The sequence below is a fragment of the Streptomyces sp. NPDC045899 genome, from assembly GCF_056431485.1.
Genome location: NZ_JBWKKP010000009.1, coordinates 161,512 through 188,474, shown reverse-complemented (window position 1 = coordinate 188,474; position 26,963 = coordinate 161,512). Strand labels below are relative to the sequence as shown.

Here is a 26,963-nt window from a genome sequence, read left to right as displayed (position 1 = left end):
CCGGGTTAACGGTTGAGAGGCATTTCCGCGTCCGCCCCGCACACCGTTCGCACACTGCGCCGCCATCGGGCGGGAGTGGCAATAATCACGGGTTCCGGGGCCCGTGCCGCGACCGTCCCCGCCGGGGCGCGGCATGCGGGGGAAACGGGGAGCTGAGGCCGGTTCCGTCCACTCACGGGCGCCCCCTGGACGCGCTCGCGCGCTCTCGAACACAGGAACGTCACCTTCCCGCGCCCGGCTACTGTGTGAGGGGTTGCGCGCGCGGGTGAATCGTGCGGGCATGTCGCACACGAAGGGTTTCTGCTGTGTTCTGGTCCGCTGCTCTGGCCGCTGACTCGACGCCTCGTCCGACGACCATCGACGACGCACAGGAGAGTGCCACCAACGCCGCGGGGTGGGTCGAGGAGAACTGGTCCACCTGGCTCAGCGTCGGACTGCGCATCGCCCTGATCCTGGTGATCGCGTTCGTGGCCCGCTCCCTCGTCCGGCGTGCCATCACCAAGCTCATAGACCGGATGAACCGCACCGCCCAGGCGGTCGACGGCACCGCGCTCGGCGGGCTGCTGGTCAATGTGGAGCGGCGGCGGCAGCGGTCCGCGGCGATCGGCTCGGTGCTGCGCTCGGTCGCCTCGTTCATGATCATGGGCTCCGCCGGGCTGATGATCCTCTCCGCCTTGAAGATCAATCTCGCACCGCTGCTCGCCAGCGCCGGTGTGGCCGGTGTGGCGATCGGTTTCGGCGCCCGCAACCTGGTCACCGACTTCCTCTCCGGGGTCTTCATGATCCTGGAGGACCAGTACGGCGTGGGCGACTCCATCGACGCCGGGGTCGCCTCCGGTGAGGTGATCGAGGTCGGGCTGCGCGTCACCAAGCTGCGCGGTGACAACGGCGAGATCTGGTACGTGCGCAACGGCGAGGTGAAGCGGATCGGCAACCTCAGCCAGGGCTGGGCGACCGCGAACGTCGACGTCCAGGTGCGGGCCGACGAGAACCTGGACCGGGTCCGCGAGGTGATCACCCAGGTCGGCGTGGACATGGCCAAGGAGGAGCCCTGGAACGAGCGGCTCTGGGAGCCGGTCGAGGTGCTGGGTCTGGACGCGGTCTATCTGGACTCGATGGTGGTGCGGGTCGCGGCACGCACCATGCCGGGCAAGTCGCTGGGCGTCGAGCGCGAACTGCGCTGGCGGATCAAGAAGGCGCTGGAGGAGGCGGGGATCCCGCTGGTGGGCCGTCCCCCGGAGGCCGCGCTGGACGCGGCGTCCGCCGATACCTCGGCGGGTGTGAACGCGCCCTCGGTCCTGGGCAACCCCGACTCCCCGCAGTCCCAGGCGGCCAGTGCGATTCCGCCGCCCGCCCCGGCGGCCGTCCCGCCGCCCGTACAGAAGTGACGCGGCGGGCCTCCGCCCGCCCGGTACGACGACGCTCCCGCCCCCGCTCCGGGGACGGGGGCGTCCGTCGTTTCCGGGACACGGCGGCCCCGGCCGCCGCCCCCATTGACGCCGCAGGGTGCGGCGCCTACGTTCGTTTCATCGATAGGAAAGTTTCTTAACAGAGCGACGCGACTCCTCCGCGCCGCCCGGAACGGGGGCACACCACCATGGCCGCACCTCCCGGCGGCACACCCGGTACACCGCGCGTGCTGCGCGCCATGAACGACCGGGCCGCGCTGGAGCTGCTGGCCGCGCACGGACCGCTCACCCGCACCCGGCTCGGGGAGCTGACCGGGCTGTCCAAGCCCACCGCCTCCCAACTGCTCACCCGGCTGGAGTCCGCCGGTCTGGTCCGGACGACCGGCAATGTGACCGGACGGCCGGGCCCCAGCGCCCGGCTGTACGAGATCGATCCGGCCGCCGCCCATGTCGCCGCGGTCGCCGTGGACCGGACGGGCATCACCGCCGCCGTCGCCGACATCACCGGCCGGACCGTCGGCGAACACCGGGTGTCCGCCCCCGCGGAGGACCCGGCGCTCCGTGCCCGTACCGCCGGGCTGGTGACCGAGGCCGTCCACGGGGCGCTGGCCGCCGCCGGGCTGGCGCCCGGCGCGGTGTGCTCCACCGTGATCGGCACCCCCGGCGCCCTCGACCCGCGCACCGGCACCCTGCGCTACGCGCCCCATCTGCCCGGCTGGCGGTCCCGCACCCTGCGGGAGGACCTGGCCAGGGCGCTGGGCTCCCCGGTCGTCATCGAGAACGACGTCAATCTCGCGGCCGTCGCCGAACAACACCACGGCACCGCCCAGGACTTCGACGACTTCGTGCTGGTCTGGGCCGACGAGGGCGTCGGCGCGGCCATCGTGCTCGGCGGCACCCCGCTGCGCGGGGCCACCGGCGGGGCCGGGGAGATCGGCTATATGCCGCTGCCGGGGGCACCGCTCGCCCGCGGCGGACAGGACCACGCCGCCCGGCCGGACGCGGGCGGCGGGTTCCAGCAGCTGGTCGGCTCACCCGCCGTGCTGCGCCTGGCCCGGGAGCACGGCATCGAGGCGCCCACCGCCGCGAAGGCGCTGGCCGCTGCGGTGCGCACACCCGGCGCGGGCGACGCGGTCCTCACCGAACTGGCGGGCCGGCTGGCCACCGGACTCGCCTCCGTCGTCGCGGTGGTCGACCCCGAACTGGTCGTCCTGTCCGGCGGGATCGCGCAGGCCGGAGGGGAGCGGCTGCGGGAGCTGGTGGAGGCCGGGCTGACCGGACTGGCCCTGCCCCGGCCGGAGATACGGATCAGCGCGCTCGACGGCGATCCGATCCTCCTCGGTGCCCTGCGCCAGGCCCTGACCGACGCCCGCCACACGGTGTTCGACACCGCCCGCTTCGACGTCTGAACCTCCCCGTCCCCGTCATCTTCATTCTTCACCCGGAAAGCCTTCGCCGAAGGCGCCACACGGACAGGAGTCAAGGGTTGAAGCTCGCAGTGGTGGGTGGGGGATCCACCTACACCCCCGAACTCGTGGACGGCTTCGCCCGGTTGCGGGAGCTGCTCCCGCTGGCGGAACTGGTCCTGATCGATCCGGCCGCGGACCGGCTGGAGCTGGTCGGCGGGGTGTCCCGCCGGATCTTCGCCCGACAGGGCCACCCCGGCCGGATCTCCTGGACCAACGATCTGGACGCGGGCGTGGACGGCGCGGACGCGGTGCTGCTGCAACTGCGGGTCGGCGGACAGGCCACGCGCGACCAGGACGAGACCTGGCCGCTGGAGTGCGGCTGCGTCGGCCAGGAGACCACCGGGGCGGGTGGGCTGGCCAAGGCGCTGCGCACGGTCCCGGTGGTGCTGGACATCGCCGAGCGGGTGCGCGCCCGCAACCCCCGCGCCTGGCTGGTGGACTTCACCAATCCGGTGGGGATCGTCACCCGGGCCCTGCTGTCGGCCGGGCACCGGACGGTCGGGCTGTGCAATGTGGCCATCGGCTTCCAGCGGAAGTTCGCCGAACTGCTGGGCGTGGCGCCCGGCGAGGTGTGGCTGGAGCACGTGGGGCTCAACCACCTCACCTGGGAGCGCGCGGTGCGGATCGGCGGTCCGGACGGCGAGGACGTACTGCCCCGATTGCTCGCCGGGCACGGTGACGCGGTGGCCGCGGACCTGCGGATGCCGCGTGCGCTGCTGGACCGGCTCGGTGTCGTCCCCTCCTACTACCTGCGCTACTTCTACCAGCACGACGCGGTGGTGCGGGAGCAGCGGACCCGGCCGTCCCGGGCGGCGGAGGTCGCGGCGATCGAGCGGGAGCTGCTGGCGATGTACGGCGATCCGGCGCTGGACCACACACCCGAACTGCTCGGCAGACGCGGCGGTGCCTTCTATTCGGAGGCGGCGGTCGAGCTGACCTCCGCACTGCTGCGGGACACCGGTGAGGTGCGGATCGTCAATACGTTCAACGGCGGCACCCTGCCCTTCCTCCCCGATGACGCGGTGATCGAGGTCCCGGCCGCGGTGGACGCGCGGGGCGCGCGACCGCTGCCGCTGCGCCCCCTGGAGCCGCTGTTCGCCGGGCTGGTGGCCCAGGTGACGGCGTACGAGGACCTGGCGCTGGAGGCGGCGCTGAAGGGCGGACGGGAGCGGATCTTCCGGGCGCTGCTCGCCCATCCGCTCATCGGCCAGCTCGAGTACGCCGAGAAGCTGACCGACGCCCTGATCGCGCACAACCGGGAGCACCTGGCGTGGATCTGACCCGGTCCGTACCCCCTCCGGCCGCGGCGGGCCGGGCGGTTCTGGCGGTCGACGCGGGCAACAGCAAGACCGATGTCGCGCTGGTGGCCCTGGACGGTTCGGTTCTCGGGACGGCCCGCGGCGGCGGGTTCCGGCCACCGGTGGTGGGCGCCGGGCGTGCGGTGAACGCGCTGACACCGCTGGTGGAGCGGGCGTGTCTGGCGGTGGGCGGCCCGGGCCCGGCCCGGATCGGCCATGTCTCGGCCTGTCTGGCCAACGCGGATCTGCCGGCCGAGGAGGAGGAGTTGACCGACGCGCTGACCACCCGCCGCTGGGCCGCCGGGGTCACCGTGGCCAACGACACCTTCGCGCTGCTGCGGGCGGGGGTGCCGGACGCCGGTGAGCCGGCCGGGGTGGCCGTGGTGTGCGGTGCGGGCATCAACTGCGCGGGGCTCGGCCACGGCGGCCGGACCGCCCGCTTCCCGGCCGTCGGCCGGATCTCCGGTGACTGGGGCGGTGGGGGGTTCCTGGCCGAGGAGGCCCTGTGGTGGGCGGCGCGGGCGGAGGACGGCCGGGGCGAGGGCACCGGTCTGGCCCGCGCCCTGCCCGCGCACTTCGGGCTGATCACGATGTACGAGCTGATCGAGGCACTGCACCTGGGCACCCTCCCGGCCGCCCGGCGGCTGGAGTTGACGCCGGTGCTGTTCGCGGTGGCCGCGTCCGGCGATCCGGTGGCGCGCGCGATCGTGAGCCGGCAGGCCGAGGAGGTGGTCACCCTGGCCACGGTCGTGCTGACCCGGCTCGGTCTGCTGGCCGAGCCGACCCCGGTGATCCTGGGCGGCGGGGTGCTGGCCGCCCGCCATCCGCTGCTGGACGGCCGGATCCGCGAACTCCTCGCCGAACGCGCCCCCGAGGCCGAACCGCGCGTCATCACCGCGCCACCGGTGCTGGGCGCCGCGCTGCTCGGTCTGGACCGTATGGGAGCGCCCGCGGGGGCGTACGCCCGGTTGCGGACGCAGTACCGGAACGGGTGAGCCGACGCCCGCTCCTGCGGGGAGGCGGAGGGCCGACGGGGCGTGCCCATCGGCCCTCCGCCGGTCTCACGGTCAGCCGGTGCAGCCGGGTACGGGCGATGGGCTGCCGACGCAGTTGGTGGGGCTGTTGCCGCCGACGACGGAGCCGGTCAGGGTGACGGTCCCCCCGTCGTTGGAGATGCCGCCGGGCGCCTCACTGGAGGTGTTCCCGCTGACGGTGCTGCCGGTCGCGGTGAGCGTACCGGAGTCGTTGAAGATACCGCCCGCGAAGCCGTTGGCGACGGTGTTCCCGTTGACCGTGGAACGCTGGAGAATCAGCGTGCCGTCGTTGTAGATACCGCCGGAGTCGTTGTTCGCGTTTCCGCTGACGGCGTTGGCGTTGACCGAGGTGTTCACCAAGGTCAGGGTTCCGTCGTTGTAGAACGCTCCGCCCTCCGCCCCACTGCCGGCGGTCGTCAACGTGTTGCGGCTTACCGAGGAACCCGTCATGGTCAGGTTCCCGCCGTTGTAGAAGGCCCCGGCGAAGCCGGCCGAGGTCGTCCTGGTGGCGGTGTTGAGGCTGAAGGTGCTGTTCGAAATCTTGACAGTACCGACGTCGAAGGCGGCGACCCCGCCATAGGTCCCAAAACTCCCACTGACGCTGTTGCGGCTGAAGGCGCTTCCGGAGATCGTGATGTTCGCCAGGTTGGCGGCGCTGCTGATGGCGCCGCCCCGCTCGGCCCGGTTGCCGGTCACCGTGGCGCCGGTGAGGGTCGTGGTGCCGTTGGAGAAGATGGCTCCGCCACGGCTACCCGAAACATTGTCTGTGAAGGTGTCGCCGCTCGAGGTGCTGGTACCACCCAAGTCGATGTTGATGGCGCCGCCGTTGCCTGTGGCTTCGTTGTTGATGAATCTGGTTCTGGTGGTGTGCGCGGTGCCGCCGCTGCCCACCAGGACACCGCCGCCGTCGCCGGAGACCGAGCCGCCCCGGAGGGTGAGGTTGCTGAGCGACAGCGTGCCACCGCTGCCGACCTCGAAGATCCGGAACAAGGGAGCCGCGGAACTCCGCACGATGGTGGCGTTGTTCCCGGTGATGCTCACCGACCCCGTGATCACCGCCAGACCGTTGTTCGGATTGTCCGCCGCCGTCAACGTGTACGTACAGCCCGGCGACAGACTCAGCGACCCACCCGTAGCGGCCACCCCGGCCACCGCCGAAACCAGCGCCGCGTCATTGCACGGCACCGACACCGCGTACGCCGGAGCCGCGCCGGGCACCACCACCAGACCCGCGGCCCCCAGTGCCACCACCCCCGCCAGCGACGCCCACCGCCGCCCGGACCGTCTACGCGGCCCACACAGGACCCTTCCACTCCACACCATGGAGCTCTCCTTCCACGAATCCAACGAATCGGTTCGATACAGACGCACACGCGCGAGCAGCCTCGGCGCGAGGAAGAAATGAGCGGCGACCGGTGGGCCTCGATCCGGGCGTGGCCCCGGAGGGCTTCGTTCAGCCCGGTGTCGTCGCGGCACACCCCTGAGAAGGAGGGTGCGGGAGGAGTGGGAAGGGTCGGGCGGCCCCGCGTCCGTTCCCGCCGGGGTGCCGACCACTTCATGGCGAGCCGATGCCATCCCAGTAAGGCGCAGACCGGGCCCGGGGTCCATCGCCATGACCGGCAATCACCCGAAGAGACCATTTGTCATACTGTGATCCGGACCCCACATCGGCCGGTTCGGGAACCGGACGGTCGTTGACGACGTGGACCCCAGTGGAAACACCGGGCACCGACCACACCCGGCGCACCGGTGCGGGCGCGGCCGCGGCCCGATCGCGCGGCGGAGGCGGCGGAGATCGCGATCCGGGCAAGATCGGGGCAGTACCGATGACCCCGCCGGTGGCTGCGGTCATACTGCTGCCGGGGGATCCGGAGCTCGCCGCAGCCGGGCGGCGGGCCGGGAGAGCGACCGAGGGGATCCGGACCGAGGGGGAGGTCTTGTGTCACACCCGCCGACCACCGGCAGAGCCGTACCGCCGCCCGCGCCCGCGGCTCCGCCGCGCACCGCGTGGCGCGAGGGCGTCGACCGGGCGCGGGCGGCGGCCACGACCGAGCCGGGGCGGCTGCGCATCATCGGGGCGGTGCTGGCCGTGCTGGTGGTGGCGTTCGGGGCGGTGACGGCCTGGCAGGTGGCGGACCGCCAGTCGGCGGCGGACGCGGTGGCCGGCCGCAGCCAGCCGCTGAGCGCGGACGCCGCCCGGATCTACCGCTCGCTGGCCGATGCCGACACCACGGCGGCCAGCGGCTTCCTGGCGGGCAAGGAGGAGCCCGCCGGGGTCCGCGAGCGGTACGAGAAGGACATCGACACCGCCTCCCAGCTGTTGGTGCGCGCCGCGGCCACCACCGACGGCGCGGCCTCCGCCCGGGAGGAGATACGCACCATCAACCGGCTGCTGCCGGTCTACACGGGCCTGGTGGAGTCCGCGCGCGCCAACAACCGCCAGGGGCTGCCGCTGGGCGGCGCGTATCTGCGCTACGCCAACGACACCATGCGCGGCGGGCTGCTCCCCGCGGCGAGCAGGCTCTACGAGGCGGAGACGGCCCGCCTCGGGGAGGACTACGCGGACGCCAAGGCGTGGCCCTGGGCGGCGCTGGGCGCCGGGGTGGTCGCGCTGAGCGCCCTGGGCTGGGCCCAGCGCCGTAACTACCGCCGGACCAACCGGGTCTTCAACCACGGTCTGCTGGCCGCCACCGCGGCCACCACGGTGGTGCTGCTGTGGACGGTGGCCGGGCACGCGATCGCCCGCGCCGAGCTGAACGACTCCCACGAGCACGGCGCGAGGTCCCTCCAGGTGCTCAACGCGGCGCGGATCGACGCCCTCCGGGCCCGTGCCGACGAGAATCTGACGCTGGTCGCGCGGGGCGCGGTCGTCATCGACAAGGAAGGTCCCGACAAGGGCAAGGACGCCTACGAGGTCAGCTACGGCTCCCGGATGACGAGTCTGGCCGGGCATCTGCGCGGCGCGCGGGAGGCCGCGGACGACAGCGCGGGGCGCGATCCGGTGGACAGCGCCGCCTCGGCGGTCCGGGAGTGGCAGAAGCGGCACCAGTCCGCCCGCAGCGCCGATGACGCGGGGGACTACGGCGAGGCGCTGAAGCAGGTCATCGGCGGCGACGACAGCACCGGCCGGTCCTTCGACACCGTGGACACCCTGCTGGCCAAGGCCGTCGACCACGAACAGCGCGAGTTCCAGCGGGCGGCCGACGACGGGCGGGGCGCGTTCACCGCGCTGGCCGCCGGGGCCGCGGCGCTGGCGGTGCTGGGGGCCGTGGGCGCGGTGCTGGGCATCGGCCGCAGACTGTCGGAGTACCGATGAGGGCGATGGGGGGCATCAGCATGCGCTCGGTACGATCGGCCGCCGCGGTGGCGGTGTGCGTTCTGGGAGTGGCCACGGCGATCGTCGGGCCCGCCCTGGTGGACGGGAGGGGCGACGGCGGCCGGAGCGGGGCCGCGGACCGGCGTGCGCAGGCGCTGCGGGCCGGGCACGAGGCCCCGGCGGACAGCTGCAAGAAGCCGGAGGCGAGTCTGCGGCCGTCCGGCGCGAGCGGTCCGGCCATCAAGCGGATCAAGAACCGTGAGATCAACGGCCACAAGGTCGGCAAGCTGATCGCGGGCGTCGACCAGAACAGCTACCGCTGGGGCTACCGCGATCCGGCCACCGGCGACCTCACCGGATTCGACATCGACATCGTGCGCGCCATCGCCGAGGACATCTTCGGCGATCCCGACGCGGTCATCTACCGCACCATCCCCACCAGTCAGCGCATCAAAGCCCTCCAGCAGGGCAAGGTGGACGTGGTGGTCCGCACCATGACCGTCAACTGCGACCGGATCAAGGACGTGGCGTTCTCCACCGCCTACTTCCAGGCCGGTCAGCAGGTGCTGGTCGGCGAGGGCTCGTCCATCACCGGCTACAACCGCACCCTGCGCGGCAAGAAGGTGTGCACGGCCCAGGGCTCCACCGCCGAGGCCGAGCTGGACACACCGGGGTCCGGTGCCGAGAAGCTGGGCGCGATCAAGGTCAAACCCGTGCCCAATCAGCTCGATTGCCTGGTCAGGCTGCAACTGGGCCAGGTGGACGCGGTGATCACGGACAATGCGCTGGCGGCGGGCCAGGCCGCCCAGGACCCCTCCGTCAAGCTGGTCGGTTCCCGATTCACCGACGAGCTGTACGGCGTGGCGATGAACAAGGACGACGAGGACCTGGTACGCCGGGTCAACAAGGTGCTGGCGGACTACCGCAAGGGCGGTGACGACAGCCCCTGGATGCGCGCGTACCGCAAGTGGCTCGCGGAGGACTTCGGCGGGGCGCAGGAGAAACCGGCCCCGCCGGACCCCGTCTACAAGGACTGACGGACCGGTAAGGATTAGCGCCCGGCTCGCACGCGTAGGGATGACGCAGTAACGGATCACACGGCGGATACGGACACGGAGAGGTGATCGATGGGGGTCCCGGGACCCTTCCCCGGCGCAGCGGGGACACCCGACGGGCCCGCCATGGGCCGCGAGGAGGTGGACCGCGCGCTGGCGAAGCTCGCCGCCGAGCACGAGGCGATCGAGTCCTCGCTGCTCGCCCTCCAGGACCACGCGGGCAGAAGACTCCTGGAGGGCGCCGAGCTGACCGGTGTCACCAAGGATCGATGGGCCACCACCGAACAGGCCGTCTCCCTGCTGTGGAGCTATTTCGACGCGTACACCGACACCCTCCAGCGCGCGCGGGAGCTGCGGGCCCGCCACCGCTGGCCCACCCCGGGCGAGTTGACCGACCTCACCGAGCTGCTGCGCGGTGAGGGGATCACCCTGCCCAGCAGCGCCACCCTCACCGGTTCACCGCTGCTGAGCGAGCAGTTGAGCCTGGACCGGCTGGTGGACCGGATGAACCGCTGGTACGCGGAAGCGCTGGACGTCATCGTCACCGCGGACGCCGTCTGGTCCGCGCTGCCCGCCCGGATCGACATGCTCGCCGCCGAACTGCACCGCACCCGTTCCCTGGCGCATTCGGTGGGGGTGCGCCCCGGCGAGCACCCCTCGGGCGACGATCTGGAGCGGATCACCACCGAGCTGACCGCGCTCCGCGCCGAAGTGGTCTCCGATCCACTGGCGTTCTGGAAGCCGCGGAAGAGCGGCAGTTCGGCACCGGGGGGCGGGTCCCCGGACACCGAGCGCTACGACCGGGCGGCCCGCGCCCTGGAGGACGTACGGCGCGAGATCGAAGCGGTGCTGGACGTGCGGCAGGACGCCGAGCGGCGGCTGATGCGGCTGCGCGATGTGCTCTCCCGCGCCGACCGCACCCTGGCCGAGGCCCGGCAGGCGCGCGGTGAGGTGCTGGCGAAGATCGCGGCATCCGAGGTGCCCGCGGTCAGCGGCCCGCCCACCGCGCTGCACGAACAGCTGGTGGCCGCGGCCGACTACCGCAGGCGCGCCCAGTGGCACCGGCTCTCGCCGCTGCTGGAGAGCCTGGAGCAGCGGGCCGATGACGAGCTGCTGCGGGCCCGGGAGTCCCTGACGGCGGTGACCGCGCCGCTCGCGGTCCGCGCCGAGCTGCGCGGCCGGCTCGACGCGTACAAGGCGAAGGTCGCCCGGCACGGTATGGCGGAGGACCCGCTGCTGATCGAGCGGTACGACGCGGCGCGCCGGATGCTGTGGAGTGCCCCTTGCGATCTGCGGGCGGCCGAGCAGGCGGTGCTGCGCTATCAGCGGGCCGCGGCCGACGCCCTCGTACCCCGTCAGGCGGGCCCCACCGATCACGGCACCCAGGGGGCACGGCATGAGTGAGGCGGTCAGCTGCCAGCGGCGCGAATGCGGCGGTGCGTACGAGGACGTGGGCGGCGGCGAGCTGTACTGCGACACCTGCGGGATGGCTCCGGTCGTCTCCCGGGAGGGCCTGGTGAGTTCACCGCCCACCGGGGTGGCGGCCGGGGGCCGCGGCGGCTCCGCGCCCTCGACCAGGTCCTCGCGCCCCTCGCGGTCGGCGCGCTCCTCCTCGTCCCGGCGCTCGGTCTCCGGGCGGCTGCGTTCCTCGCTGTCGGGCGGGTCCTCGGGGCGTTCGGTCTCGGTGCGCAGCTCCCGTTCCACCTCCTCCGCCTCCGGGCGGAACGCCCTGGGCGCGGGCCTGGTCAGCGTTCCGGAGGTACCGCGTCCCGATCCGCGGACGGCGGTGCTGGCCGACCCCGAGGTACCGGAGCGCAAGCGGTTCTGCAGCCGGGGGGACTGCGGGGCGCCGGTGGGCCGGTCCCGTGGCGACCGTCCCGGCCGCACCGAGGGGTTCTGCACCAAGTGCGGCCATCCGTACTCGTTCGTCCCGAAGCTGCGCCCCGGCGATGTGGTCCACGGGCAGTACGAGGTGGCGGGCTGTCTGGCGCACGGCGGTCTGGGCTGGATCTACCTGGCCATAGACCGCGCCGTCTCCGACCGCTGGGTGGTGCTCAAGGGCCTGCTGGACACCGGCGATGAGGACGCGCTCGCGGTCGCCGTCTCCGAGCGCCGCTTCCTCGCCGAGATCGAGCACTCGAACATCGTCCGCATCTACAACTTCGTCGAACACCTCGACCAGCGCACCGGCAGCCTCGACGGCTACATCGTCATGGAGTACGTGGGCGGCAAGTCGCTGAAGGACATCGCCAACGACCGGCGGGCCCCGGACGGCCGCCGGGATCCGCTGCCGGTGGAGCAGGCGTGCGCGTACGGCATCGAGGCGCTGGAGGCGCTGGGCCATCTGCACAGCCGCAATCTGCTCTACTGCGACTTCAAGGTCGACAACGCGATACAGCAGCAGGACCAGTTGAAACTGATCGACATGGGCGCGGTCCGGCGGATGGACGACGACGACAGCGCGATCTACGGCACCGTCGGCTACCAGGCGCCCGAGATCTCGGACGCCGGTCCGTCCGTCTCCTCCGACCTGTACACGGTGGCGCGCACCCTCGCGGTGCTCACCTTCGACTTCCAGGGCTACACCAACGTCTACGCGGACAGCCTGCCCGACCCCGAGAACATCGAGGTCTTCCGGCGCTACGAGTCGTTCTACCGGCTGCTGGTGCGGGCCACCGACCCGGATCCGGGCCGCCGGTTCGCCTCCGCGCAGGAGATGGCCGACCAGCTGACCGGGGTGCTGCGGGAGGTCGTGGCGCTCCAGACCGGCCGCCCCCGGCCCGCGCTGTCCACGCTCTTCGGCCCCGAACCGCGAGTGGTGGACACCGCGCTGTTCGCCGAGGAGGGCCAGGAGCCGTCCGTGCTGGGCACCCGGGACCCCGGGCGCCGGGCCGCGGACGGCGCGCCCCCGGGGAGCCCGGGGGCCCACGGCCCGGCCGCGGCGGGCGGGGCGGCCCTCCAGCCGCCGGGGCCGCCGCCCCTGCCGCTGCCCGCGGTGGCCCCGCTGGACACCCGGGCCACCGCGCTGGCGCTGCCGGTGCCGCTGGTGGACCAGGCCGACGCCAACGCAGGCTTCCTGGCCGGGCTGCTCAGCGCCGCCCCCGCGGAGCTGAGTGCCGCCCTCCAGAACGCCCCGGCCGACTCGCTGGAGCTGCGGCTGCGCCGGGTGCGCGCCCAGCTGGAGCTGAGCCAGGTGCGGGAGGCGGGCGCCGCGCTGTCCGGTCTGGAGGCCGGGTACAGCGACGACTGGCGGATCGTCTGGTACCGGGGGCTGCACGCGCTGGCCACCGGCGACCACGAGACGGCCGCGCTCTCCTTCGACGCCGTCTACGACGCTTTCCCGGGGGAGCCCGCGCCCAAGCTGGCGCTCGCGGTCTGCGCCGAGGTGCTCGGCCAGCTGGACAACGCCGCCGAGTACTACCGGCTGGTGTGGACGACCGACCCCAGCTTCGTGAGCGCCGCCTTCGGGCTGGCCCGGGTGCGGCTGTGCTCGGGGGACCGGGCCGGGGCCGTGCACACCCTGGAGTCGGTGCCGGAGTCCTCGATCCACTACACGGCGGCGCGGGTCGCCGCGGTACGGGCACGGCTGCGCCAGCGTCCGCCGCGGGACGCCTTGCTGGCCGATCTGACGGCCGCGGCCCTCCAGGTCGAGCGGCTGGGCGAGTTCGGACTGGACGCGGTGCGGCGCGAGCGGCTGCGGACGGAAGTCCTCGGTGGCGCGCTGGATTGGGTACTGTCCGGCAGCAGTGGAGCGACCCCGGGTCAGACCGGGCCGCCTCTGCTCGGGAGCAGCCTGGACGAGCGCGGGCTGCGCTTCGGATTGGAACGCTCGTACCGGGTACTCGCCAGGCTCGCGCAGCGGGGCGAGGAAAGGATCGAACTGGTGGAGCGGGCCAACCGTCTCCGCCCCAGGACGTGGGTGTGATCGATGTCGCAGATGCCACAGCTGCCCCAGCTGTCAGCCTGCCCGACCTGTGAAGAGCCGCCGCAGTCGGGGGACCGCTACTGCGATAACTGCGGCGCCGATCTGACGGCGGCGGCCCCGCCGCCGGGTACGGCGCCCGCCGGGTCTTCCCCGGCCGGTTCCGCGGCCCCCGAACCGGAGGACTATCCGCTGGCCGCCCCGGCGGCCGCTCCGCCCGGCGGGGCGGTGTTCGGCGCTCCGGGTGCGCCCGGAGCGGCGGAGGGACCGGCCGGCGGAGCGGATCCCCGGCTGAACGGCGGCGCGGGCCGCCCCCGGTGTGTGGCGTGTCAGGAGGGCACCATCGACCAGGACGGTTACTGCGAGCACTGCGGCCATGCCCAGGCTCGTGAGCGCGACCACATGGAGCGCGAGCTGGAGGGGGTGGCCGCGGCCAGCGACCGGGGTCTGCGCCACCACCGCAACGAGGACGCGTTCTCGGTCTCGGCCGCCGCGCTCCCCGACGGCTCCCCTGCCGTGGTCGCGGTCGTCTGCGACGGCGTCTCCTCGGCCACCCGCCCCGATGACGCCTCGGCCGCCGCCGCGCACGCCGCGGAGGCGTCGTTGCATGCCTCCCTGCCGCGCGGCGCCCACCCGCAGCAGGCCATGAACGAGGCGATCGTGGCCGCCGCCGAGGCGGTCAACTCCCTGGCCCTGGAGCCCGGGTCCGCCGCGCACGAGGAGCAGCAGCAGCGCCACCAGAACGCTCCGGCGTGCACCATCGTCAGCGCAGTGGTCACCCCCGGGATCCTCACCGTGGGCTGGATCGGCGACAGCCGCGCCTACTGGGTGCCGGACGACCGCACGACGCCGGCCGCCCGGCTGACCGAGGACGACTCCTGGGCGGCGCAGATGGTGGCCGCCGGGCTGATGTCGGAGGCCGAGGCGTACGCGGACGAGCGGGCCCACGCCATCACCGGCTGGCTCGGCGCGGACGCCTACGAACTGGATCCGCACACCGCGTCGTTCAAACCGGACCGTCCGGGTGTGGTCGTGGTGTGCACCGACGGTCTGTGGAACTACGCCGAGTCGGCGGAGGAGATGGCCCTGGCCGTACCGCCGGACGCCCGGTCCCGTCCGCTGCACAGCGCCCAGGTGCTGGTGGGCCACGCCCTCGACGGCGGGGGCCACGACAACGTAACAGTGGCGGTGGTGCCGTTCCCCGCTCCGCAGGGGAGGGCAGGATCCGCCTGACGGCTCGAGGGGGGCTGCGGGTCCCCGCCGGTTGAGACGGACCTCGGCGGCGCGACGGCGCACGACAGCGCGCGGAGGTCCCGTGGGGCGTCGCGGGCGCGCGGGGAGCGCACGGCGCCGCGGCGGTCTCCTCCGGCGGGGGCTGCCGTGTGCTCGCCGCTCCGCTCAGCCCTTTTGTCGATAGGACGATGTGTCCATAGATCGCTATGGGGCAGATCGCCACGGAGCGCCAAGGAGCGGACCAGATGGCCACTTTCTCCAAGTCCCAAGCGCCGCGTTTCTCGGTGGAGGTCTATCAGAACGCCTACCTCCCCGAGGGCGGCCGCGAGGTGAACGCGATCGTCACGGTCACCTCGACCGGCGGCGGGACCACCGGGGGGATGCCGATCCCCAGCCGGCTGACGGGCGTGCGGGACAGCAGAGGGAGCTCCCCCGACGCGGCCGTGGTGATCATGGTCGACTGTTCCGGTTCGATGGACTATCCGCCGACGAAGATGCGCAACGCCCGGGACGCGACGGCCGCCGCGATCGACACGGTGCGCGACGGTGTCGCCTTCGCCGTGATCGCGGGCACCCACAAGGCGGTGGAGGTCTTCCCGGGCAACGGGCAGCTCGCGACCGCCGATCCGGAGAGCCGTGCGCTGGCCAAGGACGCGCTGCGCACCCTGAGCGCGGGCGGCGGCACCGCGATCGGCACCTGGCTGATGCTGGCCGACCGGCTGCTCGCCTCCGCCGACGTCGCCATCCGGCACGGCATCGTGCTCACCGACGGGCGCAACGAGCACGAGGAGCCGGAGGACCTACGGGCGGCGCTGGACGCCTGCGCGGGCCGCTTCACCTGTGACGCCCGCGGGGTGGGCACGGACTGGGAGGTCAAGGAGGTCACCGGGATCGCCTCCGCGCTGCTCGGTACGGCCGATATCGTCGCCGATCCCGCCGAGCTGTCCGGCGACTTCACACGGATGATGGAAACGGCGATGGGCAAGGAGGTCGCCGATGTCTCCCTGCGGCTGTGGACCCCGATGGGCGCCGAGGTGGCGTTTGTGAAACAGGTCGCACCGACGGTCGAGGATCTGACCGCCCGGCGCGTCGAGGCCGGGGCGCGCGCGGGTGACTATCCCACGGGCTCCTGGGGGGACGAGTCCCGCGACTACCACGTGTGCGTCCGGGTGCCCGCGGCCGAGGTCGGCCGGGAGATGCTCGCGGCGCGGGCCTCCCTGGTGCTGCCGCAGCAGGACGGAGGGCCCGCGGCACCGCTGGCACAAGGGCTGGTACGGGCCGTGTGGACCGATGACGTGGTCGCCTCCACCGCGATGAACCGCCAGGTCGCGCACTACACGGGTCAGGCCGAACTGGCCCAGGTCATCCAACAGGGAATGGATGCCCGCAAGTCGGGCGATATCGAAGGGGCCACCGCCAAGCTCGGGCGGGCCGTCCAGCTCGCCGGCGCGTCCGGCAACGAGGACACCGCGAAGCTGCTCGCGAAGGTGGTGGATGTCGTCGACGCGGCGACGGGTACTGTGCGACTGAAAGCGAAGGTCGCGGAAGCGGACGAGATGACCCTCGAGACGCGCTCCACCAAGACGGTTCGCGTCAAGAAGTAGCAGACGAAGCAGTACACCCACGCAGGAAACGCCAAGAACGGCACAAGAGGGGGATCACCGACATGCCGACCTGCCCCAACGGCCACTCATCGGCAGCCGACGACTGGTGCGAGGTATGTGGTCACCGAATGTCGGGGACGCCCATGCCCACCGGCGCCGTACCTCCGCCTCCGCCGCCCCCCATGCCCGGCGCCCCGGGTGCCCCCGGCGGTTACGGCTTCCCGGGCCCCGCCGGACCGCCCCACCAGCCCGGCCCCGGTGCGCCCCCGCCACCCGGCGGTCCCGGTGCGCCCCCGCCGCCCTACGGCGGGCCCGGCGGACCACCGCCGCCCGGTGGCCCCGGTGCGCCGCCGCCCCCGCACGGCGGGACGGGCGGTGGCTACGGCTACCCCGGCGCACCCACGCCCCCGCAGCCGGCCCCGGCCTTCCAGGCCGAGCTGTGCCCCCAGTGCCGCACCCCGCGCGAGGCACAGGCGCCGTTCTGCGAGGAGTGCCGCTTCAACTTCCTGACGGGAGCGCCCACTCCGTACTCACCGCCCTCCTCCGGCGGGTTCGCACCGCCGCCGGGGCCGCCGCAGCCGTTCCCGCCGCAGGGCCAGCAGCCCCCGCACGGCGGTGACTACCAGGCGTCGCGTCCATCGCAGATCAACCGCCCGGCGGAGCCGCTGCCCACCGCGGAGCCGGGCCCGCCGCCCGGTGCGGCGTTCGGCCAGGACGACGACTGGACCCTGCCGCCGCCCACCGGCGCCACCGCGCCGGGGGCCGCGCACGCGCCCCCGCAGGCACCGCAGCCCCAGCAGCAGTACGGGTACGGCTTTCCGCAGCCGCCGCAGGGCGCGGCACAGCCCGCGCCGCCCGCGCCGCCGTACGGCAACGAGGAGTTCCCGGGCGCCATGCCGCCTCCTCCGCCCGTACAGCAGGGGCAGCAGGGGCACGCGGCACCGCCCCCGCCGCAGCAGGCCACGCCGCCCTCGCCGTTCGAGCACGGCGGTCCGCCGCCGTCGCCCGCCGGGTGGGTCGCGGTCGTCGCTCCGGACCGCGAGTACTTCATGGCGATGATGCACCGCAGCGGTCCGGAGGCCGCCGGGCTGAACCTCCCGGCGTACTCCCCCGAGCAGCAGCTGCCGCTCAACGGCCAGCAGATCACCATCGGCCGCCGCCGCCACAGCACCGGCGAGTCCCCCGACATCGACCTCGGGCGCCCGCCCGAGGACCCGGGTGTCTCGCACCAGCACGCGGTGCTCGTCCAGCAGCCCGACGGCAGCTGGTCGGTGGTCGACCAGGACTCGACGAACGGCACCACGATCAACGGTGGTGAGGACCCGATCCAGCCGTATGTCCCGGTTCCCCTCCAGGACGGCGACCGCGTCCATGTGGGCGCCTGGACGACGATCACGGTCCGCCGCGGCTGAGCGCTCCCCGTCGTGCGGGTGGCGGTCCGCCCGGGTCGGGCCGGGCCGCCGCCCCGGAGCCCTGGACCCGCTCAGACGGGCGGGCCCAGCGGCCAGCCGTAGGGTCCTTCCGGGTCGTCCAGCCAAGCCCATTGGCGGTCGCCCCGCACCGTCACGCCGTAGCGCTCGCGCCCCGGCCGGTCCTCGTGCTCCCAGAGCGCGAGGGCCTCGACCGGCTCCATCCGCCCCGCGACCAGGTTCAGCAGGAAGCGGAAGGAGTCGTCCAGCAGCGGGCGCGGCGGCACGCCGTGGGTGGAGACCGAGGGCGGCGGGGCGCTGCCGCGCAGCGGTACGAAATAGGCGGGTGTGGCCAGGAATCGTCCCTCGCCATGTCCGGTGTCGGCGACCCGCAGCCTGACCAGCCCGGTGGCGAGCGGCATCAGGAGGAGCGCGCCCGGCCGGCACTGGGTGAGCCACACCGCGGGAACGGACGGCACCGCACAGGTGGCGATGATCCGGTCGTAGGGGGCGCGGTCGGGCCAGCCGCGCGCCCCGTCACCGGTCACGACCGCCGGACGGAATCCGGCCGCGGCCAGATGGCCGCGCGCGGTGTCGGTGAGCTCCGGTTCGAGGTCGAGGGTGGTGACCCGGTCGTCGCCGAGCCGGTGGGCGAGCAGCGCGGCGTTGTACCCGGTGCCGGTGCCGATCTCCAGCACCCCGTTGCCGTCCGCCACCTCGAGGGCTTCCAGCATCCGCGCCATCAGCGACGGCTGGCTGCTGGAGGAGATCAGCTCGCCCCCGCGCACCCATGTGGCCAGGGGCGCGTCGGCGTACGCCCCGGCCAGCCAGCGCGCCCGGCGCGACGGATCCGGGTCATCGCACCACAGCCGGGTGTAGACGGCGCCCCCGGATGCCGCGCACGCCCCGCCCGGCTCCTCGCCCGCCTCGTAGTAGCAGGGCACGAACAGATGGCGGGGCACCGCCTCGAACGCCGCCCGCCAGCGGGGGTCGGTGAGCGCGCCGCCCTCGGTGAGCCGCCGCACCAGTCCCGCCCGCGCCTCCGCGGCCGCCGCGGCGTGGGGATCGGCCACCGCCGCGCGGGGGCCGGTGTCCGGCGCGCCGCGGGTACGGCCGCCCGTACTGCCCATGACTCCACTGTCCTGCGCCCGCCTCCGGGCCGCGACCCACGCCCCTTCCCCCAGCCGGGTGGTCTGAGAGCATGGAGACGTGAAAGACATTCCGCGCGGCACACTTCAGGAGCAGACCTTCTACGAGCAGGTCGGCGGCGAGCCGACCTTCCGCCGACTGGTGCACCGCTTCTACCAGGGGGTCGCGGAGGACCCGCTGCTCCGGCCGATGTACCCCGAGGAGGACCTGGGACCGGCGGAGGAGCGGCTGGTGCTCTTCCTCATGCAGTACTGGGGCGGGCCCCGCACCTACAGCGACCACCGCGGCCACCCGCGGCTGCGGATGCGTCACGCCCCGTTCACGGTGAACCGCGCCGCCCATGACGCCTGGCTGCGTCATATGCGCGACGCCGTGGACGAGCTGGAGCTCGCTCCGGATCTGGAGCGGCAGCTGTGGAACTACCTCACCTACGCCGCCGCGTCCATGGTCAACACCGAGGGCTGAGCGGCCGTACCGCGCCGCCGGGCAGCGGCCCGGCGGCGGACGGAACGAGCCGTGGACGGAACGAGCCGGTCAGGCCGGGGTGACGGTCAGACCGGGCAGGCCGGAGGTGCGGACCGCCACCGAACCGTAGGGGGTGCGCAGCCTCAGCCAGCCGCCCGCGGACAGCAGGGCCAGCGGCTCGGCCACGGATGGGAGCGCGGTCGTGGCTCCGGCGGGGACACCCGCACCGACGCCCGCCGCCGCCCGGGCCGGGCGGAGGAAGCCCAGCGACTGCGCCGCGTGCACCGCGCGCAGCGGCAGCCGGGTGCCGCCCAGCGTGCGGGACCAGATCTCATGGCCGATGCGGTCGCGCTCGGCGCGGGTCCGGCGCTCCTCGGGAAGGGCCTCGTCACGCGCGCGGAACTCGGCGACCGCGGCGGAGACCGCCGCCCGCACCTGGTCCGCGCCCGGCAGCCCCTCCACCCGGCGCCAGCCGCCGCGCGGCGGCAGCACCCCGGCCCACGGCGGACCGGTGACGGCGCCGGGCACGGGGACCACCAGCGGGCCCGCCGCGGCGGCGGTCCGCGCCGTGAGCGCCGTGTCCAGCGCCTCGGCGAGCTCACCGGCCGAGACCGTGGTGTCCAGGGACCCCGCGGCACCGCCGGTGGTGACCGCCGCCTCCACCCGCGCCGTACGGATCGCGAGCACCTCGAAGGACGGCGGACGGCCGAAGACGGCGAGCACACCCGCGCCCGCCTGGAGCCGCACCGCCGCGGCACGGTCGTAGTGGATCAGCCGGACCAGGAAGGCGGCCAGGTCGGCCGCCTCCCCGGCGTCGGCGAAGTGGAGCTCGTGGCGGGCAGCCGTCATACCGCGAGGGCCCCTTCCGGCCGCCCGTTCCGCCCGGCACCCTCGGCGGGCTCCAGGTACTCCGCGAGGAACTGCTCCTCCTCACGGCTCACCCGGCGCGGGCGTCCCCGTTCGAGGTCGAAGGGGACGAGACGGGTGGCGGCCCGTGCGTACACCGTGTCCTCGTCCTTGACCTCGTAGCGCAGGGTCAGATACGCGGCACGGATCTCCGTCACCCAGGTCTCGATGGTCACCGGGGCGTGCCGGTGGACGAGGGGCTTCAGATAGTCGATCTCGTGGCGGGAGACCACCACACCGCCGGTGAACGCCGAGCTGCCGTCCCCCGGCGCCAGCCGCCACATGAAGTCGACGCGCGCCTCCTCCAGGTAGCGGAGGTAGACCACATTGTTGACGTGGCCGAACGCGTCCATGTCGGACCAGCGCAGGGGGCAGGAGTAGATGTGCCGGGCCATCCCGCTCAGCCCCGGGTCAGCTTCTTGTAGGTGGCGCGGTGCGGACGGGCCGCGTCCGGGCCGAGCCGCTCGACCTTGTTCTTCTCGTAGGACTCGTAGTTGCCCTCGAACCAGAACCACTTGGACTCGCCCTCGTACGCCAGGATGTGCGTCGCGACGCGGTCGAGGAACCAGCGGTCGTGGGAGACGACCACGGCGCAGCCGGGGAACTCCAGCAGCGCGTTCTCCAGCGAGGACAGGGTCTCCACGTCGAGGTCGTTGGTGGGCTCGTCGAGGAGCAGCAGGTTGCCGCCCTGCTTGAGGGTGAGCGCGAGGTTGAGCCGGTTGCGCTCACCGCCGGAGAGCACCCCGGCGGGCTTCTGCTGGTCCGGGCCCTTGAAGCCGAAGGCCGAGACATAGGCGCGGGACGGCATTTCGACCTGGCCGACGTTGATGTAGTCCAGTTCGTCGGAGACGACGGCCCACAGCGTCTTCTTGGGGTCGATGTTGGCGCGCGACTGGTCGACGTAGGAGATCTTGACGGTCTCGCCGACCTTGATGTTGCCCGCGTCCGGGGTCTCGAGGCCCTGGAGCATCTTGAACAGGGTCGTCTTGCCCGCGCCGTTGGGGCCGATGACACCGACGATGCCGTTACGGGGAAGGGTGAAGGAGAGGTCGTCGATCAGGACCTTCTCGCCGAAGGCCTTGGAGAGGTTCTCCACCTCGACGACCACGCTGCCCAGACGGGGGCCCGGCGGGATCTGGATCTCCTCGAAGTCCAGCTTCCGGGTCTTCTCCGCCTCGGCGGCCATCTCCTCGTAACGGGCCAGCCGGGACTTGGACTTGGCCTGACGGCCCTTGGCGTTGGAGCGGACCCACTCCAGCTCTTCCTTGAGGCGCTTGGCGCGCTTGGCGTCCTTCTGCCCCTCGACCTTCAGACGGGTCTGCTTGGTCTCCAGGTAGGTGGAGTAGTTGCCCTGGTAGCCGATGGCGCGGCCGCGGTCGAGCTCGAGGATCCACTCGGCCACGTTGTCCAGGAAGTACCGGTCGTGGGTGATGGCCACGACGGTGCCCGCGTACTTGGCGAGGTGCTGCTCCAGCCACTGGACGGACTCGGCGTCCAGGTGGTTGGTGGGCTCGTCGAGCAGCAGCAGGTCGGGGGCCTCCAGCAGCAGCTTGCAGAGCGCGACGCGGCGCTTCTCACCACCGGAGAGGTTGGTGACCGGCCAGTCCCCGGCCGGGCAGCCGAGGGCGTCCATGGCCTGCTCGAGCTGGGCGTCCAGGTCCCAGGCGTTCGAGTGGTCCAGGTCCTCCTGGAGCTTGCCCATCTCCTCCAGCAGCTCGTCGCTGTAGTCGGTCGCCATCTGCTCGGCGATCTCGTTGAAGCGGTCGAGCTTGCGCTTGGTGTCCGCGACACCGTCCTGGACGTTCTCCAGCACGGTCTTGGACTCGTCCAGCGGGGGCTCCTGGAGCAGGATGCCGACGCTGTAGCCGGGAGAGAGGAAGGCGTCACCGTTGGACGGCTGCTCCAGACCCGCCATGATCTTCAGCACCGTCGACTTACCGGCGCCGTTGGGGCCCACGACACCGATCTTCGCGCCGGGCAGAAAGCTCAGCGTGACGTCATCGAGGATCACCTTGTCACCGTGCGCCTTGCGCGTCTTGCGCATGGTGTAGATGTACTCAGCCAAGAGAAACCGTCCGGCAATCTGGTAGGTATCGAGGTGCGGCCCCGCCGCGTGGTCCTGGGCGGCTCCCACCGCGTGAGGGCAGATACACCCCATCTTGCCGTACGCCAAGCCCGAGGCGAAAACGGGTTGTCCGCGGCGCTCCGTCGGGGCACGTACGAAGGGCCGGAGTCCCGGTGGGACTCCGGCCCTTCGCCGTGTCATCACTGTCAGTCGCCGGCGCTCACACCCATGGGGCGCGGCGCGCAGCCGACCGAGGGTGACGCGGGGGTCACACCCTCTTCTTGCGGACCAGGAAGATCGCGCCGCCGCCGAGCACCACGAACGCCACGGCGATACCCGCGATCATCGGGGTGTTGCTGCTGCTCCCGGTCTCGGCGAGATCGTCACCGCCGGTGCTGCCGGTGCTGGAGCCACCGGCCGAGGCCGGGCTCGGCTGCGAGGGGGTCTCGCTGCCACCGCTGCTGGAGGTCCGGCAGTCCAGGACGCCCGAGAAGGTCTTGGTGAAGCCGTTCGGACCCTTGATGGTGATGGAGTAGCGCTGGTCCTCCTTCACCGGGGCGGTCACGGTCTTCGACTGACCCGCCTCGATCGTGTACTTCTCGCCCAGCAGCTGGAAGGTGAACGCCTCGTCACCCTTGTTGGTGGCGGTGATGTCCACGCCGCCCTTGGAGCAGTTCTTCTCGGCGGAGACCGCCGGGATCGCACCCTCCTTGGCCCAGTTCGCGGTGGCCGTGGCGGTGACGGTGCTCTCGCTGGAGCCCGCCAGGATCTGCGTCTGGCTCTTGCTGGCGCTGGCGAACGCACGGCCCACCGGGACCTTGGTGGCGGCCTGGGCGGTCACCGTGGCGGTACCGTCGGCGGCGCCCTTCGGCACGTCGAAGTACACCTCGCCGTTGTTGGCGGCGCTGGTGAGCGTCTTGCCGTTCTTGTCCACGAGCTTCACACCGGAGGCCGCGGCCCCGGTGCCCGGGGTGAGGGTGACGCTGTCCGCATTGGTGCGGACCTTGACCGGACCGAGCCGGTCACCGGCCTTGCCGGACACCGCGGGCGGGTCCAGCGTCAGCGACGCCTTGGGCTCCTGGACCGTCCGGGCGTTCTTCTGGAGGTAGTCGGCCAGCTTCTCGGCCGCGGGGTCGACCGCCTCGACATCCGCCTTGTCGGAGAAGCGCCAGATGGCGACCTGTGTACCCGCGGCGGCCGTCTTCTCGGTGAGCGGACCGGACTTCGCCTTGCTCGCCAGCGCCGAGAGGTCGTTCACCTGCGGATAGGAGTTCTGCAGAATCCAGTTGATCTTACCGGCGTCGGGGTTGCTGGCCAGTGAGGTGGCGCTCCAGGGCTTCTCCTCGTACTTCGCCTTGTCCTGCGTCGGGTTGTGCACGTCAATGCAGTACGTCTGGATGGTGCCGCCGTTGTCGACCGCCATCTCGAAGAGACCGGCACCGACGCGCTGGTTCTTGCCGTTCTCGTGAATGACGGCCTTGCCAAAGGTCTTGAGACCGCTCAGCGTGGCGGTGGCGCCACCCCGGCTCGGGGCCGGATCCGCGGCGGCGGTACCTGCGGTAGCGAGCACACCCGCCGCGACCAGGCCGGACGCCAGCACGGCGGCGCCCAGGCGAGCCGAAACCCGCCTCTTTACAGCAATCATGCGTTTTCCCTCCGGGCGAGCGCCAGTCCGTAGGTGCGCCTCGCCAGCGAACTCAAAACTCAGAAACCCCCGTTGGGCACTCAGGGATCCTAGGGAGTATTGACGCCCTTCGGCCCCCGCGTGTACCTCGCACGGCCCAATCCGAATCGGAATTGTTATCTCCGCCTGAGACCCGGTATGACCTGGGATTATCGACAAATCATCGAGATTCAGGGGGAAGTTGCCCTGGTCGGTACGTTTAGCAGAGGTTTCGCCTGTGAGATCCGACGAAAGGCGGACGTACCTCGTGAAAGGTCGTGGCCCACGGCGACGGCGTCGATCTCGGCGGTGATCCACCGGTCCCCACCGCCGGGTTGATCCCCCGTCCGCTCCGGCTCCCTCCCCCGTTCTCCTTCCCGCTCCCTCTCCCTCAACCGCAATGTGCCGTGGACGAGGAGCGGTTCACCCAGCGACACCGAACCCGCCACGTTCGCCGCGAGCGACCGCCAGGTCCAGACCGTATAGAAGCTCGTATGCGCGTCCGCCCAGAGCTCCCGCCTCCGGTCCCAGCGGCGCACCGTCACCGCCAGCCGGAAGCGGGCCATCGCGACCCCGGTCGCCGTCTCGCGGAAATCCGGCCGTGTCGCGGCGTTGCCCACCACGGTCACCCAGCTCTCGTTCACCGGCCATGCCCCCCGTCACCCCTCATGAGCGCTCATCGCCCCCGTTGCCCCGTCCCGGACCGTCGCGGACCGCAGCGGGCCGTCGGGCCGTCGGGCCGTCAGCTCGTGCGTCTCGCGCATCCCGTGCGTCTCCCGGTCCGGCCGTGCCGCTCGGTTCTCATGCTGCACGGATCCGCGGGATACCGCCGGGCCCTGTGTACGGCCCCCAGACTGTGGACAACTCGGCGCCCCGGCCGGGTGAGCCCCCCGTCAGCTTCCGCCCGCCGCGATGACGTACTGCGCCCGCACCTCGCGGTAGCGCGCCAGCTCCGCCCCCACCGGCTCCAGCACCCGCGCCCGGCCGCACGCCACCGCCGCCTGGCGCCGCTGCGCCTCCGCCAGCTGCCCGTACCGCCGCGCCGGTCCCCGGGCGACCAGTCCGCAGCCCCACGCCAGCCCCGCGCTGGCCGCGACGGCTCCCGACAGCAGCATCGCGGGCGGCCACCACAGCGGCCCGCCGAACAGTCCCGCCACAACCCCCACCAGCCACACCAGCGCCACCACTTGCACCAGCAACAGCGTCACCTGTGCCGACGCCACCATCGACCACCACCCGGGCCGGGCCGGGCGGCGCCCCGCCGTCGCGGCCGCCACCGCCTCGTCGATCGCGTCCGGCAGTCCCCTGCCGCCCCATCCCGCCGCCTCCCGCACCGCCTGGGCCCAGGGTCCGGGCAGTCCCGCCGTCGCCTCGTCCGCCAGGGTGCGCACCGCCTCCTCCACCGAGGGCCGGGCCGTGACCGCCTCCACCGCCGCCGCCTTCACCCGCGCCCCCGGGATCTCGCGGGCGTCCTCCACCCGCCGTCCCGCCGGCCGCCCGCCGCCGTTCGTCCCCGAGGACCACCCCATGGAGCCATGGGTGCCCCGGACGCCCCCCGGCCCGCGCCGGGCGACCCGCCCCCACGGTGTGCCGCAGGCCCACTCCGCGTCCCGCAGCCAGGCGCGCTCGGCCGCCTGTCCGGCCGCGGCCGCGCCCGCCGCCTCGGCGAGCCGGGCCTCGAACTCCGCCCGCGCCCGTTCGCCGAACCCGACCGAGCCCCCGTCCGCCACGTACTGCGGGCGCAGCCGCGCGGTCGCGCCGTCCACATCGGCCGCCAGCCGCCGTTCCGCCGCGCCGCACTCGGCCGCCAAGCGCCCCAGCATGTCCCTCAGCTCGCCGACGCCCTCCCCCGTCAGCGCCGACAGCGCCAGGACGGCGGCCCCCGGCTCACCGTGCTCACCGAGCGCCAGTCCGTCCTCGTCCAGCAGCCGCCGCAGATCGTCCAGCACCTGGTCGGCGGCCTCGCCCGGGAGCCGGTCCACCTGGTTGAGCACCACGAAGGTCACCTCGGCGTATCCGGCCAGCGGCCGCAGATAGCGCTCGTGGAGCACCGCGTCCGCGTACTTCTCCGGATCCACCACCCACACCACCGCGTCGACCAGCCCGAGCAGCCGGTCCACCCGCTCCCGGTGTCCCGTGGCGGCCGAGTCGTGATCGGGCAGATCGAGCAGGACGAGCCCGCGCAGGGCGGGATCGTACGGATAGGCGGGGCGGCGCCGGTCGGCCATCGGGATGCCGAGCCGGTCCAGCAGGCCGTCCGCGTGGTCGGTCCAGGCGCAGGCCAGCGGTGCGGCGGTGGTGGGACGGCGGATCCCCGCCTCCGAGAGCTGCGTTCCCGCGAGTGCGTTGAACAGGGTGGACTTACCGCTACCGGTGGCTCCCGCGAGCGCCACGACGGTGTGGCCGAGCGGGTGCCGCCCCCGCGCGTCGGCCTCGTCGAGCACCCGCCCGGCCCCGGCCAGCGTGCGTCCGTCCAGCCGGGTGCGGGACAGCCCGACGAGCTGGCGCAGCGCGTCCAGACGCGGTCGCAGGGCTCCTGTGACGAATCCGCGCGCGCCGGGACCGTACGGGCTGTACGAGGGGCTCCCGTACGCCCCGCCCGCCGTCCGCGGCTCGCCCGCGGACGGCGGGCCGGCCTGGTTCCCCGGCCCCATGCCGCCCATGGAGCCCATCGCCCCCATGAAGCCCATCGCCGCCGGGGCGTCGACCGTCGCCGACCGGTCCGTCCCGCCGTCCCCGGAGCGGCCGCTGTCACCGGCTCGGCCGTCGTCCCCCCACCGGCCCTCGGGGGCCATCGCGGCGTCCTCCGTATCCATCAGGTCCGCCGCCTCGGCGTCCGCGCCGCCGCGCACCGCGCGCCCCTCGGCCCGCCGCTGGGCGCGCCGGGCGATGAGGCCGTCGTCCCAGGTCTGGCGAGGCCGGTCAGCCGCGGGGTGGTCCGTTCCGTGGCCCTCAGTGGCGGTCAC

General features: G+C 73.1%; 20 protein-coding genes. 12 read left to right on the top strand and 8 right to left on the bottom strand.

The features are described from left to right. Positions 1-305: 305 nt before the first annotated feature. The 4 genes from AC07FT_RS16105 (at position 306) to AC07FT_RS16090 (ending at position 5,171) form a co-directional block, all read left to right on the top strand. The gene (locus tag AC07FT_RS16105) at positions 306-1,388 is read left to right on the top strand and encodes a mechanosensitive ion channel family protein (protein WP_479176744.1); all 1,083 of its coding nucleotides are present in this window, start codon (positions 306-308) and stop codon (positions 1,386-1,388) included. A gap of 209 nt (positions 1,389-1,597) precedes the next feature. Next, complete coding sequence (locus AC07FT_RS16100; protein WP_479176743.1) at positions 1,598-2,818, top strand: ROK family transcriptional regulator; 1,221 nt, start codon at positions 1,598-1,600, stop codon at positions 2,816-2,818. A gap of 77 nt (positions 2,819-2,895) precedes the next feature. Next, entirely contained in the window at positions 2,896-4,158 is a 1,263-nt protein-coding gene (locus AC07FT_RS16095; RefSeq protein WP_479176742.1) for a 6-phospho-beta-glucosidase, read from the top strand. Next, complete coding sequence (locus tag AC07FT_RS16090; RefSeq protein WP_479176741.1) at positions 4,149-5,171, top strand: N-acetylglucosamine kinase; 1,023 nt, start codon at positions 4,149-4,151, stop codon at positions 5,169-5,171. Before AC07FT_RS16095 ends, AC07FT_RS16090 begins: the two co-directional genes overlap by 10 nt. 72 nt (positions 5,172-5,243) lie before the next feature. Here AC07FT_RS16090 and AC07FT_RS16085 read toward each other — a convergent pair whose 3' ends face one another. Beyond that, positions 5,244-6,362, bottom strand: a complete 1,119-nt coding sequence (locus AC07FT_RS16085; protein WP_479176740.1) for a hypothetical protein — start codon at positions 6,360-6,362, stop codon at positions 5,244-5,246. Positions 6,363-7,149: 787 nt separating this feature from the next. On the opposite strand from AC07FT_RS16085, the gene AC07FT_RS16080 reads away from it, so the two are divergent. From AC07FT_RS16080 to AC07FT_RS16050, 7 genes are all read left to right on the top strand, one after another. Then, positions 7,150-8,526 carry a hypothetical protein gene (locus AC07FT_RS16080; RefSeq protein WP_479176739.1) on the top strand — a complete coding sequence of 459 codons (1,377 nt, stop codon included), beginning with the start codon at positions 7,150-7,152 and terminating at the stop codon, positions 8,524-8,526. Continuing rightward, a complete protein-coding gene (locus tag AC07FT_RS16075) occupies positions 8,523-9,563 on the top strand; it encodes a glutamate ABC transporter substrate-binding protein (RefSeq protein ID WP_479176738.1) in 1,041 nt (346 codons plus the stop codon). The genes AC07FT_RS16080 and AC07FT_RS16075 overlap by 4 nt, the downstream gene beginning before the upstream one ends. A gap of 90 nt (positions 9,564-9,653) precedes the next feature. Next, a complete protein-coding gene (locus AC07FT_RS16070; protein ID WP_479176737.1) occupies positions 9,654-10,985 on the top strand; it encodes a hypothetical protein in 1,332 nt (443 codons plus the stop codon). Beyond that, a complete protein-coding gene (locus AC07FT_RS16065; RefSeq protein WP_479176736.1) occupies positions 10,978-13,506 on the top strand; it encodes a serine/threonine-protein kinase in 2,529 nt (842 codons plus the stop codon). Before AC07FT_RS16070 ends, AC07FT_RS16065 begins: the two co-directional genes overlap by 8 nt. Positions 13,507-13,509: 3 nt before the next feature. Beyond that, a complete protein-coding gene (locus AC07FT_RS16060) occupies positions 13,510-14,736 on the top strand; it encodes a protein phosphatase 2C domain-containing protein (protein WP_479176735.1) in 1,227 nt (408 codons plus the stop codon). A 245-nt stretch (positions 14,737-14,981) separates the two neighbouring features. Then, the gene (locus AC07FT_RS16055; RefSeq protein ID WP_479176734.1) at positions 14,982-16,340 is read left to right on the top strand and encodes a vWA domain-containing protein; all 1,359 of its coding nucleotides are present in this window, start codon (positions 14,982-14,984) and stop codon (positions 16,338-16,340) included. Positions 16,341-16,402: 62 nt separating this feature from the next. Further along, on the top strand, positions 16,403-17,752 hold the full coding sequence (locus AC07FT_RS16050; protein ID WP_479176733.1) for an FHA domain-containing protein: 1,350 nt from the start codon (positions 16,403-16,405) through the stop codon (positions 17,750-17,752). A 71-nt stretch (positions 17,753-17,823) separates the two neighbouring features. On the opposite strand, the gene AC07FT_RS16045 is transcribed toward AC07FT_RS16050, so the two are convergent. Next, the gene (locus AC07FT_RS16045) at positions 17,824-18,879 is read right to left on the bottom strand and encodes a methyltransferase domain-containing protein (protein WP_479176732.1); all 1,056 of its coding nucleotides are present in this window, start codon (positions 18,877-18,879) and stop codon (positions 17,824-17,826) included. A gap of 79 nt (positions 18,880-18,958) precedes the next feature. On the opposite strand from AC07FT_RS16045, the gene AC07FT_RS16040 reads away from it, so the two are divergent. Next, the gene (locus tag AC07FT_RS16040; RefSeq protein ID WP_479176731.1) at positions 18,959-19,363 is read left to right on the top strand and encodes a globin; all 405 of its coding nucleotides are present in this window, start codon (positions 18,959-18,961) and stop codon (positions 19,361-19,363) included. A 69-nt stretch (positions 19,364-19,432) separates the two neighbouring features. On the opposite strand, the gene AC07FT_RS16035 is transcribed toward AC07FT_RS16040, so the two are convergent. The 6 genes from AC07FT_RS16035 to AC07FT_RS16010 form a co-directional block, all read right to left on the bottom strand. Beyond that, a complete protein-coding gene (locus AC07FT_RS16035; RefSeq protein ID WP_479176730.1) occupies positions 19,433-20,212 on the bottom strand; it encodes a DUF8185 domain-containing protein in 780 nt (259 codons plus the stop codon). Further along, positions 20,209-20,664 carry an acyl-CoA thioesterase gene (locus AC07FT_RS16030; RefSeq protein WP_471205526.1) on the bottom strand — a complete coding sequence of 152 codons (456 nt, stop codon included), beginning with the start codon at positions 20,662-20,664 and terminating at the stop codon, positions 20,209-20,211. Before AC07FT_RS16030 ends, AC07FT_RS16035 begins: the two co-directional genes overlap by 4 nt. A 5-nt stretch (positions 20,665-20,669) precedes the next feature. Then, positions 20,670-22,334: an energy-dependent translational throttle protein EttA gene (gene ettA, locus AC07FT_RS16025; RefSeq protein ID WP_471205528.1), complete on the bottom strand. Its 1,665-nt coding sequence runs from the start codon at positions 22,332-22,334 to the stop codon at positions 20,670-20,672. 268 nt (positions 22,335-22,602) lie between these two features. Further along, on the bottom strand, positions 22,603-23,979 hold the full coding sequence (locus AC07FT_RS16020) for a Cys-Gln thioester bond-forming surface protein (RefSeq protein WP_471205530.1): 1,377 nt from the start codon (positions 23,977-23,979) through the stop codon (positions 22,603-22,605). A 209-nt stretch (positions 23,980-24,188) separates the two neighbouring features. Further along, positions 24,189-24,641: a single-stranded DNA-binding protein gene (locus AC07FT_RS16015; protein WP_479176729.1), complete on the bottom strand. Its 453-nt coding sequence runs from the start codon at positions 24,639-24,641 to the stop codon at positions 24,189-24,191. Between the two features lie 249 nt (positions 24,642-24,890). Continuing rightward, the gene (locus AC07FT_RS16010; RefSeq protein ID WP_479176728.1) at positions 24,891-26,963 is read right to left on the bottom strand and encodes a GTPase; all 2,073 of its coding nucleotides are present in this window, start codon (positions 26,961-26,963) and stop codon (positions 24,891-24,893) included.